The organism is Rufibacter roseus (assembly GCF_001647285.1).
Taxonomy (GTDB): Bacteria; Bacteroidota; Bacteroidia; order Cytophagales; family Hymenobacteraceae; genus Nibribacter; species Nibribacter roseus.
Map to the genome: position 1 here is coordinate 1 of NZ_LRML01000008.1, position 22,244 is coordinate 22,244.

General features: G+C 45.5%; 14 protein-coding genes. 10 read left to right on the top strand and 4 right to left on the bottom strand.

What is annotated here, in order from left to right:
• A partial coding sequence (locus A8O23_RS21755; protein ID WP_204377696.1) for a hypothetical protein occupies positions 1–251 on the top strand: 251 nt, incomplete at its 5' end.
• Between the two features lie 200 nt (positions 252–451).
• On the opposite strand, the gene thrC is transcribed toward A8O23_RS21755, so the two are convergent.
• From thrC to A8O23_RS12980, 3 genes are read right to left on the bottom strand one after another with little or no spacing between them, the layout of a single operon-like run.
• On the bottom strand, positions 452–1,837 hold the full coding sequence (gene thrC / locus A8O23_RS12970; protein WP_239693400.1) for a threonine synthase: 1,386 nt from the start codon (positions 1,835–1,837) through the stop codon (positions 452–454).
• Complete coding sequence (locus tag A8O23_RS12975) at positions 1,773–2,735, bottom strand: homoserine kinase (RefSeq protein ID WP_066621898.1); 963 nt, start codon at positions 2,733–2,735, stop codon at positions 1,773–1,775. The genes thrC and A8O23_RS12975 overlap by 65 nt, the downstream gene beginning before the upstream one ends.
• A gap of 4 nt (positions 2,736–2,739) precedes the next feature.
• Positions 2,740–4,149 (bottom strand): aspartate kinase, encoded by a 1,410-nt coding sequence (locus tag A8O23_RS12980; RefSeq protein ID WP_066621900.1) that lies wholly within the window; start codon positions 4,147–4,149, stop codon positions 2,740–2,742.
• A gap of 506 nt (positions 4,150–4,655) precedes the next feature.
• Between A8O23_RS12980 and A8O23_RS12985 the strand changes: the two genes are divergently transcribed.
• Entirely contained in the window at positions 4,656–5,309 is a 654-nt protein-coding gene (locus tag A8O23_RS12985) for a 7-carboxy-7-deazaguanine synthase QueE (RefSeq protein ID WP_066622255.1), read from the top strand.
• 4 nt (positions 5,310–5,313) lie between these two features.
• Positions 5,314–7,239 (top strand): OmpA family protein, encoded by a 1,926-nt coding sequence (locus A8O23_RS12990; RefSeq protein ID WP_066621902.1) that lies wholly within the window; start codon positions 5,314–5,316, stop codon positions 7,237–7,239.
• A gap of 114 nt (positions 7,240–7,353) precedes the next feature.
• Here the strand turns inward: A8O23_RS12990 and A8O23_RS12995 are convergent, their stop codons facing one another.
• A complete protein-coding gene (locus A8O23_RS12995; protein WP_066621904.1) occupies positions 7,354–8,643 on the bottom strand; it encodes a citrate synthase in 1,290 nt (429 codons plus the stop codon).
• Positions 8,644–9,099: 456 nt separating this feature from the next.
• Between A8O23_RS12995 and A8O23_RS13000 the strand changes: the two genes are divergently transcribed.
• The 7 genes from A8O23_RS13000 (at position 9,100) to A8O23_RS13030 (ending at position 22,220) form a co-directional block, all read left to right on the top strand.
• Positions 9,100–10,143, top strand: a complete 1,044-nt coding sequence (locus A8O23_RS13000) for a LacI family DNA-binding transcriptional regulator (RefSeq protein WP_066621906.1) — start codon at positions 9,100–9,102, stop codon at positions 10,141–10,143.
• A gap of 193 nt (positions 10,144–10,336) precedes the next feature.
• A complete protein-coding gene (locus A8O23_RS13005) occupies positions 10,337–11,158 on the top strand; it encodes an SDR family oxidoreductase (protein WP_066621908.1) in 822 nt (273 codons plus the stop codon).
• A gap of 23 nt (positions 11,159–11,181) precedes the next feature.
• The gene (gene uxuA / locus A8O23_RS13010) at positions 11,182–12,369 is read left to right on the top strand and encodes a mannonate dehydratase (RefSeq protein WP_066622258.1); all 1,188 of its coding nucleotides are present in this window, start codon (positions 11,182–11,184) and stop codon (positions 12,367–12,369) included.
• A 201-nt stretch (positions 12,370–12,570) separates the two neighbouring features.
• Complete coding sequence (locus tag A8O23_RS13015; RefSeq protein WP_066621910.1) at positions 12,571–15,777, top strand: SusC/RagA family TonB-linked outer membrane protein; 3,207 nt, start codon at positions 12,571–12,573, stop codon at positions 15,775–15,777.
• 9 nt (positions 15,778–15,786) lie between these two features.
• Positions 15,787–17,442 (top strand): RagB/SusD family nutrient uptake outer membrane protein, encoded by a 1,656-nt coding sequence (locus A8O23_RS13020; protein WP_066621912.1) that lies wholly within the window; start codon positions 15,787–15,789, stop codon positions 17,440–17,442.
• A gap of 41 nt (positions 17,443–17,483) precedes the next feature.
• The gene (locus A8O23_RS13025; protein WP_161486737.1) at positions 17,484–20,537 is read left to right on the top strand and encodes a SusC/RagA family TonB-linked outer membrane protein; all 3,054 of its coding nucleotides are present in this window, start codon (positions 17,484–17,486) and stop codon (positions 20,535–20,537) included.
• A gap of 24 nt (positions 20,538–20,561) precedes the next feature.
• Positions 20,562–22,220 carry a RagB/SusD family nutrient uptake outer membrane protein gene (locus A8O23_RS13030; RefSeq protein WP_066621916.1) on the top strand — a complete coding sequence of 553 codons (1,659 nt, stop codon included), beginning with the start codon at positions 20,562–20,564 and terminating at the stop codon, positions 22,218–22,220.
• Positions 22,221–22,244 lie beyond the last annotated feature (24 nt).

The window sequence follows — 22,244 nt, forward strand, 5'->3', positions numbered from 1 at the left end:
TGTTCTTGCTGAGCAGCGGGGATTTCCGTTTCAAGGTTAATTTTCAAAAAGTAAGGCTAAAACACATTCAAGCTTTACCTGAACATCAAACAGAGAGAAATAAATTTAAAGAGCTCTTCAGTCTCGCTGAGGGAGCAGCCGTTTATTCCAACGTATTTTCGAAATTTTCAAATGACTCTTCCAATCTAAAACGTATGGTTCGATCCTTACATTTTTACGTGTCTGGAAGTCTGAACTTGAGAATTGGCTGAGTTCGTTTCCTTTTTCTTTTTTCTAGGCGTGGGTGAGTAACGATAAAACTCTTTCTCTGCTTCTGTCCATTCTCTTTCAATTACCAACAATCTACTCCGTTCTCCGCTCTTACTTTCTGGCATGTCCGTTACTCTTAAAAACTAAACTCAAAGATACTGTTTTACCCCTTCTTTTGGAAAAATAGACCTAAAACAAGGCATTATAATGTTCCCTCTTTATTTTTCTGCCGGAGCAGCATGGCCAAACCAGCATAATCATTTGGCAAAATGGTTACCTGCTTTGTTCTGCCCAAGAAAGCCTGCAGTTGTTCAGGCAATGCCACCTCCTGACCCAGTACCTCTTCCATGCTTTCTTTGAACTTAGCAGGGTGGGCGGTTTCTAAAAAGATGCCTTGTGTTTTTAGTTCTGGCAGAAGTTGCTTCAGGCTTAGGTAACCAATAGCGCCGTGAGGGTCTAATAGATAGTTGTTGTTTTGGTACACCAGACGTATGGTTCCTTTGATCTCCTCATCATCGGCCCAAAAGCCTTTTACTACCTCGGTAAGTGCTTCAAACTGTTGACCAAAAAGCTCCTGTATGCGGGGGAAATTGTTAGGGCTTCCTACGTCCATAGCATTGGCAATGGTGGACACAGAGGGGGCTGTTTTGTAAGTGCCACTCTCCAGATAATCTGGTACAATTTTGTTTAAATTGGTAGCGGCTACGAAATAGGAGATGGGTAAGCCCATTTTGCGGGCCAGTAAGCCAGCTGCTAAATTGCCGAAATTGCCACTCGGTACTGAAATGGTCAGTTCTGTTACATCTTGGTTCAACTTCTTCCATTGCCCGAAAGCGTGGAAATAATACACCATCTGCGGAAGCCAACGAGCCACGTTAATAGAGTTAGCCGATGAAAGATTCTGCTCCTGCGTCAGGGTCTCGTCAGAGAAAGCCTGCTTTACCAGTGCCTGGCAATCATCAAACGTTCCTTCAATGGCCACGGCGCTTATGTTCTGCCCCAGCGTGGTAAACTGCATCTCCTGAATAGGGCTCACGCCCCCCTGTGGGTAAAGTACTACCACGTCAATATTCTCCAGCCCCAGAAAACCATTTGCCACGGCGCTACCAGTGTCTCCGGAAGTAGCTACCAGCACGGTAACAGGTTTGTCTTTCTCGGCGAAAGCCTGCAGGCACCTTGACATAAACCGTGCTCCCACATCTTTAAACGCGCAGGTGGGGCCATGAAACAACTCCAAAGCATAAATTCCTTTCTCCACTTCCACCAGCGGTATAGGAAAGGTGAAAACCTCCTGGCAGATTTGCTGTAGGGTCTCTTTTCCAAGGTCTTCGCTGACGTATGGTGCCAGTACCTGAGCAGCTATCTCAGGAAGTGTAAGGTCGGGCAACTGGGAAAAGAAAGTGTCTGGTAAGGTAGGTATTTCCTGCGGGAAAAAGAGTCCTTTGTCTTGTGGTAAACCTTTGATGACGGACTCTTTAAAACTGTGCTCAGCCGTTTGTCTGTTAGTGCTGTAGTAGTTCATTTTACACTGTTTGATAGATAGATTGTTCCACCAGGCGTACCCCTTGCTCGGGTACTTTCGAAACATACGATTTTGTTTCTATACCGCTTCCGGCATAGACCTTCTCCATGGCATTCTTTATGTCATGAGCCACTTCAGCAGATGGTGAAAGCGCAAAAATAGATGGTCCCGAACCCGAGATTCCACAGCCTAGGGCACCAGCCTTTAAAGCAGCATCTTTTACTTGTTTGAACAGCGGGATCAGAACAGACCGTTCAGGCTCAAAAATCTCATCGTGCAGGCTGCGTCTTATAAGACCATAATCCTTCATGAGCAGGCCAGCCATTAAACCAGCCAAATTGCCCCACTGCTTTATACCTTTTTTAAGTGGAATTTCCTGCTTCAGTATACTGCGGGAGAGAGAAGTTTTAAGCTCAATCTGCGGGTAAAGCACAGAGGCATATAAATCAAGCGGTACGCCCAAGGGAATAACATCTAGTGGGTCATACCCCCGCACCAGCACAAAGCCACCTAAAAGCGAAGGAGCCACATTGTCGGCGTGAGCCGATCCAGAGGCCAAGCGCTCTCCCTCCATGGCATATACCACCAGTTCTTGAGTGGTGAAAGGATTGCCCAGCAAGGCATTTACGGCAAAGGCGGCAGCGGCAGAACTGGCGGCACTACTTCCCAAACCACTTCCCACCGGCATACCTTTGTGTAGTTGCAGTTCCAGACCATGCTCTAAGTTTAGGTCTGTCAGCATTTTCTGAGCCACCACGCCAATAACATTCAGGGTAGGATCAGCGGAAAGTCCTTCTACTCCGGTTACCGCTGAGATTAGAATGCCTGGGGTTTCTTTCTTTCTGGCCCAGACTTCATCGCCGGGAGCGTCTAAGGCAAAACCCAGTACGTCAAAACCGCAACAGACATTGGCTACCGTAGCGGGGGCGTAGGCTTTTACAAATTGTTCTTCTTGCTTGTCCATTGGTTTAGGCTAAAGTTGCCTGAGCTGAGGCGGGTACAGAAACAAAAAAGTGATCGTGGAGCAGGTTTACCGCTTTATGAGCATCATCAGTACTTAATACCACAGAAATGATACGTTCTGTGGCACCCTGTGCAATTGCCCTGATATTCAAATTATTTTCACCTAATAAAGAGAAAGCTTTGCCGGCAATACCCGGTTGTTGGATCATACCGTTGCCCACAATGGCAACAATACTCATAGGCGTTTCCAAATTCACCGGGTTAAGCAGTTCCTGGGCTATGTCATCGGCAAATTCTTTAGTAAGGGCTTGAACGGCTTTAGGTGCGTCGCTTTCGGCAAAGGCAATGGTGATGCTCTGCTCAGAAGAAGACTGTGTGATAAAGTAAATGTTGATGTTCTCCTGGGCCACCGCTTTAAACATACGCATGGCCACTCCCGGTACACCCACCATGCCGCTACCGCTTAAAGTAAGTATGGCAATGTGGTCAATACAGGAAATACCTTTCACATTCTGCTTGGTTGGGGCAGGGGAAGAGGAGATTAACGTGCCTTTATGGGTAGGGTTGAAGGTGTTTTTGAGCACCAACGGAATTTTAGCGGCCACCAGCGGCGCAATGGTAGGCGGGTATAGAACCTTGGCACCGAAATAGGCCAGCTCCATGGCTTCTTCGTAACTTAACTCTTCAATAGAGAAAGCAGCAGTGGCCTTGCGCGGGTCAGTGGTGTACATGCCGTCCACGTCAGACCAAATTTCAAGCAGGTCGGCCTGCAGGGCGGCCGCGTAAAGCGAAGCCGTATAATCAGAGCCACCACGGCCCAGCACAGTGGTTTTGCCGTCAGCTGAGCGAGAGATAAAGCCAGGTGCTACAATGAGGTTGTCTTGTGGCAAACTGTCCTGCATGTTTTTATTGGTCACCGCTAGGTTAACTTTGGCATTCAGGTAATTGTTATCAGTAAGAATATAGTCGCGGCTGTCTACTAAAGCATTGGGTAGACCGTGTTGCTGAAACGCCACAGACACAATGTTCGACGAAAGGCGTTCGCCGTAAGACATGATGCGGGCCTTGGTGCTGTCACTAAGTTCATCTAGCAGGAAAATGCCGCGGCACACATCTTCCAACTCCCTGAATATCATTTTTATTTTGCCTTTGATGTCAATCTGGTGCCCCATGGGTACTAGCTGCTCAATAGCCTCCATGTGCTTTGCTTCCAAACGTTCCAACTCCTCTAGGTAAGAAGCATCTCTGTTAGAAGCTTTGGTATAGAGCCCAATGAGCAGATCGGTCACTTTAGACATGGCCGATACCACTACAATTTTTTTCTCAGCGGCATCTTTGCCCTGAATGATGGAGATTAATTGGCGAATGGCGTCTGCGTTGGCTACAGAGGTGCCCCCAAACTTTAAAACAAGCATGGTTGAAATATGAAAATAAAGGTAAACACAGGAAAAGAAGCCTTACGAAAGGCTGAGATAGCCGGTATGGCAAAAGTGAATGGACGATATGTGCATGCAGACCCCCTTAGGGGTAATAATGATAGTCGTACCTGTAAAAGCAGAAGTCAAAATAGCGGACGCACCTGTTTGCCCTTGCAAAGAAGAGAGAATGTGCGCTGATATGTTGCTATTTTGTATCATTTACTGGGGCAATATCTGAAAATATTTTAAAGATCAATCAATAAACCTGAAAAATTTTTATTTGTGTGGTGACACTGAACCCATCAAGGCTGATTGATATTAATGTAGATAGATATCCGTACCTTTGCTGATTGCGTACAGATTAAGTACCAAACTCCTTTATTTAGTTATACCTGGCCTTGTTTAAACTTATTGGCAGGCAGGTCTGTTTGTATTTTAACACAATAAATATGTTTTTGGCCTGTTTTCCTAAAAACAGCCCGAAAACCCTAATACTTTCTGTTTTGGAAGATCTTTTAGAAATAAAAACCGCCTCTGTTCACACCGTTCCCCTTGATGGCACAAAGTTGCCCCTGATGGAACACTTCTATACCATACAAGGCGAAGGCTACCATACCGGTAAGGCCGCCTATTTCATCCGTTTAGGAGGCTGCGACGTGGGGTGCCACTGGTGCGATGTAAAAGAATCTTGGGATGCCAACCTGCACCCGCTAACCGATACCGATTGGATTGTACAGCAAGCCGAGCAGTATCCGGGCAAGGCGGTGGTGGTGACCGGCGGAGAACCGCTGTTGTATAACCTTGATTACTTAACGACCGAACTTCGTAAGCGTGGCATTGAAACGTATATTGAAACCTCGGGTGCTTATCCGTTAAGCGGCCTATGGGATTGGGTGTGTCTTTCTCCCAAGAAATTCAAATCTCCTCACCCCAACGTGATTCCGCATGCCGGCGAGCTTAAGGTTATTGTTTTCAATAAAAGTGATTTTGCCTGGGCCGAGGAACACGCCGCACAAGTGAATCCGGAGACTCGGCTGTTTCTGCAGCCGGAGTGGAGCAAACGCGATCAGATTATGCCCTTGATAGTGGAGTATGTGAAAGAAAACCCGAAATGGCGCATTTCTTTACAGACACACAAATACCTGAATATTCCTTAAAGACATGCAGCTATTACAGCGCTTGGTAGTTCTGGTGGTTCTGTTTTTTGTAGGAGTGGCGGAAAGCTACGCCCAGCAGCCATCAGGAGGAACTACAAATAAGCGGGCAGAAAAATCATTTCAGGAAGGCATACAGGCGGTGCAGGGAAGAAACTTTCCTAAGGCGCTAGGGCACTTCAATGAAGCCATTGAGCGCGATACCGCTTTTGGTGATGCATATATCAGGGCAGCCTCTCTGTACCGCATCACTCAGCAACAGGACAAGGCGTACCAGTATTATAAGCGCGGCTTTGCCAAAATAGAACCCACTGCTGCTCTGTCTACTGAATATATAGCCTTTGCTGACATGGCCTTTGAGCGTGGGCAATATAATGAAGCCGCTACTTATTATCAGTTATACCTGAAGCTGGCGAACAAAAACAGCCGGTACTCGGCTCGTGCGCAACAGCAGTTAACTAACCTGCAGTTTGCTCAGAAAGCCATTGCCAATCCGGTTGCTTTCAATCCAAAGCCATTGTCAGACAAAGTAAACCGATTTGCACTTCAGTACTCACCAGTGCTGACGGCTGACCAAAAAGCATTGCTGTTTACATCACGTAACGGTAGCGGGCCTACCCATGATGAAAACCTGTACCTGTCGGTTTTGCAAGATGGTCAGTGGCAGACGCCTGCTTCAGTGTCAGATGCCATCAACACTCCCTTGAATGAAGGGGCAGCCTCTATGTCTGGGGATGGACGAATTTTGGTTTTTACCTCCTGTAATCGTCAAGATTCTTTTGGTAGCTGTGACCTGTACATCAGCTACCGCATTGGCGATAACTGGAGCAAGCCCCGCAACATGGGCAAAAATGTCAATACCACCGCCTGGGATTCCCAGCCTAGCTTGTCTGCCGACGGGCGTACTCTCTATTTCTCCTCAAACAGACACGGAGGGCAGGGGGCAGAAGATATTTGGGTTACACGCTACCAAGATGACAAAGGGTGGGGCGCGGCTGAAAATGTTGGCAAACCCATTAACACGCCTGGCCGGGATACCTCCCCGTTTCTGCATGCCAGCGGAAACACCTTGTACTATGCCACAGATGGTTTGGCAGGCATGGGCGGTTTAGATCTATTTATGACTGTTCGGCAGGGAGCAAAATGGCAGGCACCCCAAAATATGGGCTATCCGCTGAACACACACTTAGATGAAACGTCTATCTTCATCAACCCAGATAACACGTTGGGCTATTACTCTAGTCAACAGCCTCAGGGAAGCAAGGTGGAAGTAGCACTGGTGCAATTTGAGGTGCCGGATGTATGGAAAGGCAAAAGCATTAGTTCGTATGCCCAGGGTAAAATTTTTAGCGCCAAAACAAAAGAACCCCTGGCGGCGCAAATTCAAGTGTATGACCTTGATTCAGTTGGGGTAGTGACTCAGCAAGTGAATTCAGATGCCAGTACCGGGGAATATACCATTGTGGTGAACAAAGGCCAGCGGTATGCCTTGTACGTTACCTCTCCGGGCCACGTGCTGGAGAGCAGGCATATTTCAGCAGCCGCTACCGCAAAACCGCTGGCGCTTGATTTTTACCTGCAACCATTGAACAAAGGAGCCAAGGCAGTTTTAAGTAATTTGTTTTTTGATACTGGTAAAGCAACGTTAAGCCCAGAGTCCAGAACAGAATTAGATAAGTTGTTTCAGTTTCTGAAAGCAAATCCTTCTTTAAAAGTAGAAATTGCTGGCCATACTGATAATGTGGGACAGGCTGCGGCCAATCAGAAATTGTCTGAAGCCAGGGCAAAGGCGGTGGTGAATTATCTTGTTTCTAAAGGAGCTCCAGCCTCTATGTTCCAGGCCAAGGGGTACGGACAAACGCAACCCGCTGCACCCAATGATTCTGAGGAAAACCGCCAGCTGAACCGAAGAATAGAATTACGTTTACTATAGAAGAGAGGAACAACCTGTTTTCAGCCTGTTTTTTGAAAAACAGCTTTAAAACAACACATAAAAAGAGAAGGCCGGGCAATTTGCCCGGCCTTCTCTTTTTATGTGTTGCTAAGACTAAGAACGGTCGCTTATAGATACGTAGTCACGCTCTGTAGAACCAGTGTACACCTGACGTGGACGACCAATTGGCTCTTTTGCTTCGCGCATTTCTTTCCACTGGGCTATCCAGCCAGGTAAACGGCCTAAAGCAAACATGACAGTGAACATTTCTGTTGGGATACCAATGGCGCGGTAAATAATACCAGAATAGAAGTCTACGTTCGGGTACAGTTTACGCTCCACAAAATAAGGATCAGTGAGGGCTGCTTCTTCCAGTTCCTTCGCAATGGTAAGAATTGGATCGTTTATACCTAAAGCAGTCAACACTTCATCAGCGGTTTTCTTGATGATAGTGGCGCGTGGATCAAAGTTTTTGTACACACGGTGCCCGAAGCCCATTAAACGGAACGGGTCATTTTTGTCTTTGGCTTTCTCTATATATTTCTTAGAGTCTCCGCCATCAGCCTTGATTGCCTCCAGCATTTCAATTACCGCTTGGTTCGCACCACCATGTAGCGGGCCCCACAGAGCGCTAATACCGGCAGACACTGAAGAATATAAGCTGGCATTGGCAGAACCAACCAAACGCACAGTAGAGGTAGAGCAGTTTTGCTCGTGGTCAGCGTGCAGGATCAGGAGCTTGTTCAAAGCGTCTACTACCACAGGATTTATCTCATACTCCTCAGTAGGGTAGGCGAACATCATGTGCAAGAAGTTAGAGCAATAGTCTAACTTGTTTTTAGGGTAGTTCACTGGGTGCCCCACCGAGTTTTTATAAGACCAGGCAGCAATAGTTGACAGCTTTGCCATCAAACGGATGATAGACAAGTCTACCTCTTCTTTTGATTGGTTTGGGTTCAAAGACTCTGGATAGAAAGCCGTCAGAGAGCTTACCAATGCCGACAGAATTCCCATAGGGTGAGCTGTGTACGGAAAGCCGTCTAGAATCTTGCGCATGTCCTCGTTCACGAGGGTATGTCTTTTGATTCGGTCGCTAAATTCGTCCAGTTCTTTTGCTGTAGGAAGTTTATCGTAAATAAGCAGGTAAGCAACTTCAATAAAGCTAGATTTCTCGGCCAGTTGCTCAATCGGATACCCACGGTAGCGCAGAATTCCTTCTTCACCATCTAGAAATGTAATGGCACTCTCGGTAGCACCGGTGTTTTTATAGCCGGAGTCAAGGGTGATGTAACCGGTTTGAGCGCGCAAAGCACCAATATCTATGGCTTTCTCGTCTTCAGTACCCGTTACAATAGGGAACTTGTACGATTTGCCTTCCAGGATCAGTTCAGCAGAATCAGACATATTACTTAGGTTATTGTGTTTAAATTAGGTTGTTGTGCCTTCGTGGCGAAGTTAGCCATTGAGGCTTAAAAAGAAAAATGTTAAACTAACATACATACGTTATTCCCACCCTGTAAAGTATACCGTTCAGGATTTGTGTAGATAAAAGTGCTATAGTCACTTTGTAAAAACAGAAGCCGGCAGTAAAAGTTTTTGCATGACGGAAAGAAATGAGTCAGATATAAAACAATTGAAAATGAAATCTTTAGGTGAACCTAGATCTAAAGATTAAGGCTATTTTAAGTGGGAGGTGGGGAGTAGATTAGATTTGAAGATTTATTTGTTATCACCTTGTTAAATAGTATAAATATCAAAAGTCATTGAAAATTTAGGTGTGTTTTATGAATAAATATAAAATTTTGATAGAAATATAATTTTGATTCACGTTATTTGCAAACGTTTGCATATGGTTTTGAGATGAAGAAAGATTCCCCATACACAATTAAAGATATAGCTCAGGAACTTGGGTTGTCACCCTCTACGGTTTCTAGGGCTTTGAGCGGGCATCCGCACATAAGCCAGGAGACCAAAGACAGGGTGCAGGAGGTGGTGGAGAAGTCTGGTTACCGGCACAATGCATTGGCATCAAGTCTCCGTAACAGCAAGTCTAATATGATTGGGTTATTGGTACCGCGTATCTCCATGTATTTTCAGTCCACAGTGATTACCGCTATCCAAAACAAATTGCATGAATTTGGCTATAATTTAATGGTGTGCCAATCCAACGACTCGGTGGAAATGGAGAAGGAGCTGGTGAATGTGTTGTATAGCTCCCGGATAGAAGGCTTAATTGTTTCCCCCACCTTGTATACTACCGACTTTTCACATTTCGATATATTCAACAAGTCTAAAATTCCATTGGTCTTTTACGACCGGGTACCTAAAACACATTCTGCTCACAAAATAGTAGGCGATGATTACCAAGGAGGGTATTTGTCCACAAAGCATTTAATTGAACAAGGAAGTAGACGCATTGCCCACATAAGCGGACCTCTGTCCTGTAGTATTTATAGAGATAGATATGCTGGTTTTCAGGAAGCTATGCATGAAGCAGGACTGGAAGTGGAGAAATCGTTGGTTCATTTCCATGAGCTGAACAGAGAAAATGCCTTAGCTACGTGCGAAAAACTTTATGCCTTAGGTGAATTTCCGAATGGAGTTTTTGCCTGCAATGACACCACCGCCATTGCGGTGATGGAATTTGCCAAAAAACACGGGATTGCCATTCCCGCAGATGTCAAAATTGTTGGCTATTCCAATGACCCCAGGGCTGAAATCATAGAACCGGCTATAACTTCTATAGAGCAATTCCCTTATGAAATGGGAGAGCAGGCGGCTGATTTAATGATGAGCCTCATTCTGGAGAAGGTAAACCCAGGAAGAAATTTGATCTCCATGACCACACCAATTGAGTTGGTTATTAGAAAATCAAGTAGCCTAAGTTTGGCTTTGACTACCTGAAGAAAGAATTCTCACAAATTCCTGCGCTTATAAAGCTAAAAAATTTTAGAAAAATATTTTTAGGGTATGTTTTTTTAAAATTTTATATATATTTGGATATGCAAACGTTTGCAGGTAGAAGCTTTTTTATATTTCTTCCAGCAACTGCCTCTGAACACATACCTGTATCCTTTGCTTCTTTTTTAAATTTAAAATGACAGGATTAGAACAGTTTTCTCTTAACAGTAAAGTGATTGTGGTAACAGGTGCCACCGGTATACTATGTGGTGCAATGGCTATGGACATAGCAGCAGCTGGCGCTAAGGTAGTGGTGCTGGGAAGAAACAAAGAAAAAGCTGAGGAAAGGGTAGAGGCAATTAGGGCTGCTGGCGGAGAGGCTTTGGCTGTATTAGGTGACGTGCAGCAGGAAAACCAAATGCAGGAAGCCAAAGAGCAAATTTTACAGGCTTTCGGCACCATAGACGGATTAGTGAATGGCGCCGGTGGCAATATGCCTGGAGCCACTGTTCTACCCACTCAAGATGTTTTTGACCTTAGCATAGAAGATACCCGGAAGGCAGTAGATCTGAATTTATTCGGAACAGTTATACCAACCAAAGTTTTTGGCAGGGTGATGGCTGAAAAAGGCAAAGGAGCTATTGTGAACATTTCATCTTTAACAGCTCAACGTCCTCTTACTCGAGTTTTAGGTTATACCATGGCAAAAAAAGCAGTGGAGGCCTATACACAATGGATGGCGGTAGAATTAGGCTTGCGCTACAATGGCCAAATTAGAGTGAATGCCATTGCCCCTGGTGTATTTCTAACAGAGCAGAATAAAGCGCTTATGCAAAATGAAGACGGAAGCTTCTCTGACAGAGCTAAAAAGTTCATTGAGCTTACTCCCTTTGGAAGGCTGGGCGAATCTAATGAATTGTCAGGAACCCTTATTTATCTTTTAAGTGATGCGTCAAAGTTTGTGACAGGCGAGACAATTTTAGTTGACGGTGGATTCAATGCCTATAGTGGGGTATAAACGAGATGCAAATTGCTGATAGCATGAACAAATATTTACTCCTTCAAAGCTGGAGATGGTATGGCCCCAAAGACCCTGTCTCTTTGCAAGACATTCGCCAGGCTGGTGCCACAGATGTAGTGACGGCTCTACACCATATTCCTAATGGTCAAGTGTGGTCAGTGGAGGAGATAAAAATGCGCCAAAAGGAAGTAGCCGAGGCAGGACTAACCTGGAGCGTGGTAGAAAGCCTACCTGTACATGAAGGCATTAAAACCCGATCCGGAAATTACCAGCAGTACATCCTCAACTACAAAGAGTCTTTGCAAAACCTAGCCAGCTGCGGGATTAAAATTGTAACATACAATTTCATGCCCGTATTGGATTGGACCCGAACTGATCTTGCCTACACGGTAGAAGATGGTTCTAAGGCCTTACGGTTTGAAAAAGCCGCCTTTAACGCTTTTGATCTTTTCCAGTTGCAAAGATATGGTGCAGAGGATGAATATACTCCTCAGGAAATAGAAAAAGCCAGAAAACGATTTGATGCTATGGATGATGCAGAAAAGCTTCAGCTTCAACGCAACATTATAGCTGGATTGCCTGGGAGTGAAGAAAGCTTTACGCTGGCGCAGTTTCAGCAGGCTTTAGATACATACGCTGGCATAGATGAAGCTGCTTTAAGAAGTAATCTTATATCCTTTTTGAAAGAGGTAATCCCGGTGGCAGAAGAGATGGACGTGAAAATGGTGATTCACCCAGATGACCCGCCTTATAGCATTTTAGGCTTGCCAAGGGTGGTAAGTACGGCACATGATGTACAGGCCTTGGTAGATGCTGTGCCTTCCTTAAGCAATGGTCTCTGTTTTTGCACTGGTTCATTTGGTGTTAGGCCAGACAATGATTTGCCTGGCATTGTACGCCAGTTTGCAGACCGCATCAACTTTATACACTTGCGCAGTACGGAGCGTGACGAAGAAGGTAATTTCTTTGAAGCTAATCACTTAGAAGGCGACGTGGATATGTATTCGGTTATGAAAGAGTTATTGGCTGTAATGGAGAAGAGACAGGTCCGAATACCTATGCGCCCAGACCACGGACACCAAATGTTAGATGACCTCCATAAGAAAACGAATCCTGGGTACTCAGCTATAGGCAGGTTAAGAGGGTTAGCTGAGTTAAGAGGTTTGGAGTTAGGGATTTTTGGGTCTTTGAACAACAAGGAGAATTAGTATTTTATCCATATCTGCAAACGTTTGCAGGTGTATGTGCTTCTTCAGTTAGTGCTTTTCTGGCTGTTTCTACTTTGCTAAAGGGCATGGTGGTGCGATGTGACTTTTGTGATTTTATTCAGAATTTATAAACCCATAGTGAATATGATAAAGTGTTTACCCTTACAATTTTGCTCCAGGAACTACAGGCGGGCAGCAGTAATGGTTTTGCTCTTTACTGTACCATCTGTAAAGGGGTTCAGCGCCACGGAGAACAGCTATTCAGGAGCCGAAAAGGCATCTTTGTTAGTAATGACTTCCAATGCTGACCTTTCTAAAGAAAAAGGTAAAGCGAAAGAATTGCAGCAACAGACAATACCTGTTACAGGTACGGTGAAAGATTCCAAAGGAGAGGCCTTAATAGGGGTAAGTGTATATGTAAAAGGTACCCAAACTGGAACCCTTACCGATCTGAATGGTAGTTTTTCCATTAGAGTGCCAAATGCCCAAAGCGTTTTAATATTCTCTTACATAGGCTATATCACTGTTGAAAGACCTGCAACAACTGGGGCAGATATGACCATAACCATGCAGGAAGAAGCCACAGGGCTGAATGAAGTAGTGGTGATTGGCTATGGCGAGCAGAGAAAAGCCACTCTTACAGGGGCAGTGAGCACTGTTTCTGGAGAGGAAATATTAAGATCTCCAACATCCAATGCCACCAATGCCCTGGTAGGAAGAATGCCTGGGGTAGGCGCTATTCAGCGAAGTGGTCAACCAGGGGCAAACGCAGCCGTGATCAATATCAGGGGAGCCTCAACCTACGGGAACAGCGGGGCTATTGTTGTAGTTGATGGCATTGAGCGCCCAGAGTTTGGAGACATTGACCCCAATGAGATAGAGTCTATCACTGTTCTAAAAGATGCAGCCACTACGGCCGTGTATGGGGTGCGGGGTGCCAATGGTGTGATAGTAGTTACTACTAAGGGAGGAAAAGAAGGGAAACCAAGAGTAAGTTACACCGGGAACTACAGTCTACAGACTTTTACTGGTATACCTAAATCTTTAGACGCATATTCAAACGCCTTCCTAATTAATGAGGCACGCCGTAACGATGGGCTGGGGCCAGAATTTGGCGATGATGAATTGCAAAAATTTCGCGACGGCTCTGATCCATATTTTTACCCCAACATTAACTGGTGGGAGTATGTAAGCCGTGATTTCTATTCCCAGACCCAGCACAATATAAATGTAAGCGGAGGTACCAAAAAAATTAAGTACTTCACCTCAGTCGGTTACCTTTTTGAAGACGGAATTTTCAAAGAATTCGAATCCCCTTATGGCTTCCGGAGTACGCCCTCTTTTAACCGGTACAACTTCCGATCCAATGTAGATATCAATCTTTCTGATGATTTCAAAGTTTCAGTACGGTTAGGTGGGCGAATGCAAAAGCGTTACCAGCCCGCAGGTCCGCAAGGTGCTTCTTTCTCTTTTGACAATGTGGAAGGCATGATCTCCAGAATCATGCAAACCCCTGCCTTTGCCTATCCTGTTTTTTTGCCAGACGGTAGAATTGCCCAGAATGCCAATGTGGGAACAAATATCCTGAACCCATACGCCGTGCTAACCCGCTGGGGAACCCGTGACGATGATAACAATGCCATTGAAAGTACTTTCAACCTGAACTATAACCTCAGCAAAGCAATACAGGGTTTATCTTTTAGAACTACGGTAGGGTATGACTCTTATTTCACCAGCACTACCCGCCGAAATGCGGTATGGGCAGCGTATAATATAGTAAACAGGAGAACCCAGGAAGTTGTCTTAGCCTCAGATCGCCCACGCGATGAGCCATTAAGTGGGCTGAACGTGTCTTATGGGGGGGTAATTTCACTTAATTTACAAACAGGATTTAACTACGACAGACAATTTGGCGATCACCAGATCAGTGGTTTAGCACTCTTTACCAGACTGCTTACAAGACAGAATGGTTCAGGCCTGAATGCGGCTCCTTATGCTTCACAAGGAGTGGTAGGTAGAGTAGGGTATAACTACAGAGATAAATATTTCTTTGAATTAAACGGTGCCTATAACGGTTCAGAAAATTTTGTGGTAGGGCGGCAGTATGGATTTTTCCCTGCCGTATCGGCTGGTTGGACTTTAACCAATGAAGATTTTCTGGCAGATCTTGGGCCATTGTATCATCTGAAAATAAGAGGTTCCTATGGCTTAGTTGGAAATGATAAAATTGGCCAACGTTTCTTGTTTTTAGACAATTATACCCTTAACAGTGGAGGAGTAACCAATAATCCGCCCATTTGGTCGCAGCCAGGTAACGCCGTACAGTTTGGCGACCCAGGTAGCAGCCGCAACAACCCGGTTATTTTTCAAAGTTCAGTAGGGAACCCTTTAGTAACTTGGGAAAAAGGCTTAAAAAGAAACATAGGGGTAGAGAGTAGCTTTTTCAGAGGTGCTCTGCAGGTAAATGTAGATCTATTCGACGAAACCCGCTATGACATTTTAACTACCCGGGCCTCTGCCTTAAACACCTATGGTTTACCAATTTATCCTGCCCTCAACATTGGGGAAGTGTATAACAAAGGGTATGAAGTAGAGGTGAACTACCGGGGTACCTCCGGAGATTTTACCTACGGCCTTTATTCCCAAATTTCTTTTGCTAGAAACAAGATTATAAACCGCGATGAGCCGCCAGGAGCCCCGGCTCTGCAAAAGCAGCAAGGCAACAGGGTAGGGCAGTTTTATGGCTATTTAACTGACGGCTTTTATTCTTCTCAGGAGGATATCAATAACTCACCCACCAATATGTTAGGTACTCCTATCCCCGGAGATTTGAAGTATAGGGATATTAGTGGCCCAGACGGAGTGCCAGACGGTCTTATCACCGCTGACGATATTGCTCCCATAGGTTATTCGAGACTACCTGAATATACTTACAGCTTTTCACCTTCTTTTGGCTGGAAAAACTTCACTTTGAACATTTTATTTCAGGGAGTTGCCAATGTAAGTTCAGATGTAATATTAAACGAGCAGAACAACGGCCAGCAGATGTATGAATTCCAGTTGGGTCGCTGGACACCAGAAACAGCTTCTACTGCCACTTGGCCGGCCTTGCACAGCAGGGGCAACGGGTTTATCAGCTACCGTCTGAATGATTTTATTCTGCAGGATGCCTCTTACCTGAAAATCCGAAACGTGGAGTTGTCTTACAACCTACCTGCGGTTTTGCTACAACCCATGAGAATATCTTCTGCCCGTGTATTCTTGACTGGGCAGAACCTATACACATGGACTCCTTTCAAAATGTATTTAGACCCAGAGAACATCAATGTCTCCAACTCAGACTTCTCTCGCCAGTCAATTTACCCTACCGCCCGTGTCGTGAATTTAGGAGTGAACATTCAGTTTTAAGAAAAGAAAATGAAGGCAAAATATATACTACCTCTTATTACTCTTTGGCTGGGGTTTACCTCCTGCAACGACGACTTCCTGGATCGTGCCCCAAATGTGAATTTATCTGATGATGAAATCTTTGCTGATCCTTTATTGGCCTCACGCTTTGCTGATAATGCCTATAATCACCTGATAGATGACTATGCCCGTTTCAATTCACACCGTGGTACCACCTCCCAGGCATCAGACGAGGCTGTGTCAGGAAATAATGACGTTTCCGTCAGAACCCTTAACCTAGGAACGTACCATGATCATTATGAGCGCGGCGGTGCCCCATTGAATGATATACGTGACGTATGGAACCGGGCATATTCTGGCATTAGGATTACTAATGTCATGTTGTCAAAGATGAACACTGTTCCTTGGACGGGAAATCCAGCTCCTGGAAGAGTGAAAGGTGAAATGCACTTCATCAGGGCTTTTCTTTATTTTGAATTAGCAAAAAGGTTTGGTGGGGTCCCCATCATTGAGCGTGCCTATGATGTAAACGAATCTATTGACATTCCGCGCAGTTCTTATGAAGAGGTGGTAAATTTCATTTTAGCAGATCTAAAAGAGGCGGAAGTAAACCTGCCTGAAGACTATCCAATATCTGATTACGGAAGAGCAACCCAAGGGGCAGCCATGGCACTAAAATCCAGGGTTTTGTTGTATGCGGCTAGTCCCTTGCATAACCCTACAAATAATACGGCTAAATGGGCCACCGCCGCCGCCGCCGCCAAAGCGGTTATAGATCTTGAAAAGTATTCTTTGCAAAGCACCTACGGCAATCTTTTAAATGTAAACCAGTCGCCGGAGTACATTATGACTAAAGTGAGGGGGCCACGGAGCCGCACTGGTTATTTAATAGATTTTTTGATGTCACCGGGTTCTGGAGGGGCACAGGGTCAGTACAACCCTACCCAAAATCATGTGGACTTATATGAGATGAGGGCCACCGGCAAACCTATTTTGGAAAGTGGTTCCGGATATGATCCGCAAAAGCCTTATGAAGGTCGCGACCCCCGATTTTATGACAACATACTCTATAATGATGCACCCTGGCAAGGACGCAAAATGGAAATGTGGGATGGCGGCAGAGACTATAGAGATGGAAACGCCACCTATACAGCCACCCGCTACTATGTTAAGAAGCTTTGGCCAGAGGTGTATACCAGCACATCCACCCAAACCGCGTTGGTCAACTTTGTATTCTTCCGGTATGCTGAAATTCTTTTAAACTATGCAGAAGCCCAAAATGAAGCGGTGGGGCCAGATGCCTCAGTGTATGCCTCCATCAACCAGGTAAGGGCAAGACCGTCCGTTTCAATGCCTCCGTTACCAGAGGGGCTTACGAAAGAGCAGATGCGAGCCAGAATCAGAAATGAACGGGCTGTTGAACTGGCTTTTGAAGATCACCGCTGGTATGACATCATGCGCTGGAAAGTAGGACCTGAGGTAGTAGCTCAGCCTATGTACGGTATGAACGTGGTCCGAAATGCTAACGGTACTTTTACCTACAACCGGGTATTGCTGCCCCAGAATATGCAGAAAGTATATCTGGATTACATGCACCTTTATCCTATTCCACGGTCAGAGGTTTACAAGAGCAACGGAATTTTGCAACAGAACCCAGGTTGGTAATTCTTGAGATAGCCATGAAAACATCTTTAAAGAAACGCAGCATGAATTGCATATATAAAGTGTTCGCATTAAGCCTTGTTTGTCTTTTAGTGGCAACTGTTGGCTATGCTCAAAAGCAGCCAGATGCTCCCATTACCGCCTCTGGGCAGGTAGTGGATCAAAATGGAAACCCTGTAGAAGGGGTAGTGATCTCCGCTTTGGAAAATACCTTGGAGGTAACAACAGGTCCTGATGGTCGGTTCGAATTAGAGTGTACAACAAATGATGTGGTCATTTTCCGGAAAGATGGCTACAACACCCTCCGCAGGCCAGCCATTGATTTAGAGGATGCCTCAGTGGCTCTGGTTCCTACATTGATAGAGGCCGGCGACGAAGATAACATTGAGATACCCTTCGGGACTCGCAAAAAAAGAGCGGTTTCTGCCTCGGTAAGTTCTGTAAGCGCAAGTGATTTACCTCAATTGCCTTTGTCTACCCTTACCAATGTGCTGGCAGGCAGAATCCCGGGGTTGTACATTCAGCAATTAGGCTCCAGACCTGGTACCGATGACGCTTCTATGTTGATCAGAGGCCGTTCTTCTTATAACAGCAACCAGGCTCCGCTGGTACTGATTGATGGAGTGCAGCGCGATTTTGTGGACATGGATCTGAATGAGATTGAGAGTATAAGCGTGTTGAAAGACGCCGCTACTTTGGCTTGGTACGGAATGACGGGTGCCAACGGAGTAGTGTATGTGACCACCAAAAGAGGAAGCTCCACCAGCACCAGAGTGACTTTAGATGCGCAAGGCGGAGTGCAAACTCCGGTGAACGTGACGGCACCATTAGATGCCTACACCTATGCTACACTTTACAACAGAGCCCGCACTGAAAACGGCGAGCAGCCCTTGTATGACCAAGCTGCTTTACTTGGCTACCAGACCGGATCAGACCCCTTCAGATACCCTAACAATAACTTTGTAGATCTTTTCCTTAAAAAGGCAGCCCCTGTGCAACGTTATGTAACCACCGTAAGCGGAGGAAATGCTTACGTGCAATATTTTACCCTGCTTAGTTATTACAACCAGGACGGTTTATATAAATGGGCCTCTAACCCAAGATACGACGCCAACACCAATTTTCAACGCTACAATTTCAGAACCAACCTGAACATGCACATCAACAAAAACCTTGATGTGGCTTTGGATGTGAATGGTAGGGTAGAAGATTTAAAATATCCTTTTTCAGGCAACGGCAGCTTTTTAAATACCATTTACAATACACCGGCCAATGCGTTCCCTATCTACAATGAAGACGGTACGTACGGCGGCTCAGGACAGTTCCGCAATAACCCTTTGGCTATGCTTAATGAAGACGGGAATATCTCTGATTTAACCCGCTCCATGATGTCTACCATTGATGCACGCTACAAACTGAACTCTATTCTGGAAGGCTTATCTCTCCATGCCTTTTTCACTTATGATGTCACCGGCCTTTTTAAATCTGGTTTCAACCAATCATATGAAGTGTATGAATACAATGGGGCTGGTGGGTTTACACAGTTTGGTACGAGAGCACCAATCACTTACGCCAACAGTGCTTTTAGCGGAAGTGTCCGGAATAACGAGTTTTGGGGTGGTTTAGATTACAACAGGAGCTTTGGAGAACATAGTATCATGTTTTCGACCAGAGGTCAGTGGGCACTGAGTGCTTCACCTGGTAGATTAGACAACAGACGTCAGGGAGTTTCAAACCGAGTGTCTTACGGCTTCAAAGACCGGTACTATGCTGACATTGTGGCAACATACTCACAATCTCAAAATTTTGCCCCTGGTCGTCGTGCTGGCTGGTTCCCAGCTATTTCCGCCGGTTGGATCATATCTGACGAGAGTTTTCTTTCATCAGTTAAGGTGATGGATTACCTTAAACTGAGAGGTTCAATTGGTATAGTGGGAAATGATGGGGTAAGCAGCCGCCGGTTTGGGTTCAATAATTATTGGACACGCGGTGGTTCACAATACGCCTTCGGTACGGCTTATTCCCCTTCGCCTAACAGCAGTGAGCTGGAGTTGGCCAATCCGTATCTTACCTGGGAGAAAGCCAGAAAAGCAAGCATAGGTTTTGATTCCAAGTTTTTCAACGAAGCACTGTCCCTCTCCATGGATTGGTTCTATGAAAATCGGACAGACCTGATGACAGCCGACATACTGCCTAATATTTTGGGTCAAAACAAAGTGCAGGTGAACGCCGGAGAAGCGCAATACAAAGGAGTAGAGGCTGGCATGAATTTTTCTAAGTCTTTTGGTAAGCTGCGTGTAAGCTTGAATGGTAACTTTACCTATGCCCAAAGTGAAATCCTAGCCATCAATGAAGAAGCAGGCACACTCCCTTACCAAAGCCAGATTGGTTATAATATTGGGGGCGTGCGACAAGGCGATGCATTTGTGCGCCGGTTCCTTATTTCTGAAGGGATTTTCCAAAACCAAGCCGAAATAGACGCCGCCCCCGTGCAGCGCTTCTCAGGAATAGTAAAACCTGGGGATATCCGGTACAGAGACATAGGTGGCCCTAACGGTGTGCCAGACGGCGTTATCGACAACTTCGATTTTCTTCAGTCTGATTATTCTGATATTCCCAAGGCTTACTACGGATTTGGAGCTACCCTGCAATACGGTGGGTTTGATGTAACTACCCAGTTTTTAGGAGTGTATGGCCGCACTATTCAGATAAATAACCTTATAAACTCTGGTTCTTTAGCAAGTGGCTACATCAACCAGTTTAGTGTAGACAGTTGGACCCCAGCTACAGCCCAAACTGCCCTTTACCCACGTATGGCCATCTCAGACCGTGGTAATAACACTCAAAATTCTGACTTCTGGCTCCGCTCCGGAGATTTTCTGAAGTTAAAACAGGCAGAAATAGGTTACTCATTGCCGGCCAGCATTACCCGGTATGCCAGAGTGAATTCTATGCGTGTGTACTTGAGCGGCTTCAATTTGCTCACATTTAGTAAAGTAGAAGATCTTCCTATTGATCCGGAAATGCCTATGGCCGGATATGGTGCAGAGTATCCTTCGCTACGCACGTGGGCAGCAGGGGTAAACATCAGGTTTTAAGTAGAATATTTTTAAGCTAAAAATATGAAGAAGTTACAGGTAAAATGGATGCTGTTCTTACTCCCCCTCGGCTTTTGGGGGTGTCAGGACTTTTTGGAGGATGGCTCCACCACCGAAGGTCCAATTACTGAGGAACAGGTGTGGTCAAATGATAACTACGCCCGTGGTGTTTTGAATAATGCTTACTTTCATGTAGCAGAGGGCTATAATTTGGACGGAAACGGCGCTATGTTGGCGTCTGTCTCAGATGAAGCGGTTAACTCTAATCCCAACTCGGCCATCAACATTTTTAATAACAACACCTGGGCACCAAACCGCACCTTTGACGATGTGTACTCGGCCATGTATGAAGGTATCAGAAAAGTAAACCTTTTTATAGACAAGTCTCCTACCAGTGCTATTATTCCGCAAAATGGATTAACTTTTGAGCAGGAGCTAGATCGGTTAAATGGCCAGGCTTATTTTCTTAGAGCCTACTTTTATTTTGAATTACTGAAGCGTTACGGAGGCGTTCCTCTTATCACTAGACCGCTCGACCGTTTTGAAAATCTTAATCTTCCCAGAAACAGCTTTGAGGAGATTAAAAACCAAATAATCGCCGATTGCGACTCAGCTTTCAAAATGCTTCCTACAGGCATGAACGATTGGCCTGCCGGAGATAGAGGAAGGGCTACCGGCACTTCCGCTCTGGGTTTAAAGTCAAGGCTTTTATTGTATGCTGCCAGCCCACTGCACAATCCATCTGGCGACGTTATTAAATGGCAAGCCGCCGCAGATGTGGCAAAACAGCTGATTGACCTGAACAAGCACTCTCTGCAAAGCACGTACACCAACATCTTTAATTATGGTGCTGCCCAATACAACTCTGAGGTATTGTTTGCAACACAAGCGCTTAACCGCAATGATATTGAAATGTTTCATGCGCCAATCAGTTACAATGGGGCCTTGGGCAGAACTAACCCTACTCAAGAGTTAGTAGATGCTTTTGATATGTCTAACGGGAAGCCTATCACAGATCCCACCTCAGGCTACAATCCTGCCAATCCTTATAATAACCGTGATCCTCGGTTTGCCATTGTGATCAACCATAACGCAAGGTCTTTCAAAAGTATTCCGGTAGAAACCTTCGTGGGTGGGAAAGATGGTTTGGGCCGTACCGTAAATGCTACCAGAACTGGATATTATATGCGCAAGTTCCTGAGTGAGTTTGCCGTTTGGAACCAAACTAACAATACCTTGGCGCGTCGGCCTTGGGTGGTGATTCGATATGCGGAGATATTGTTGAATTATGCTGAAGCCCTCAATGAAGCTCAGGGTCCGGTAGCCGATGTGTACGCAAAACTTAACATGGTACGCACCCGGGCAGGATCCAACATGGTGATTCCGGCAGGCTCTATCACCTCCAAAGAGGCCATGCGGGAGCGAATTCACAAAGAGCGGCAGGTAGAACTTTGTTTTGAAGGACACCGGTTCTTTGATGTGCGCCGCTGGAAAAAAGGGGAGGAGGAATTTAACAGTCCGGTCACTGGTATGCGAATAACGGTGAACAATAACGGTACCTTGAATTATGAGCGTTTTGTGGTGGAGAACCGAGTGTTCCTTCCAAAACATTATCTGTTCCCATTCTCCCAAACCGAGATAAACCGCACGCCGGCACTGGTGCAAAACCCAGGCTGGCAATAATAGATCCTTCTGTTTTAGGGCTGT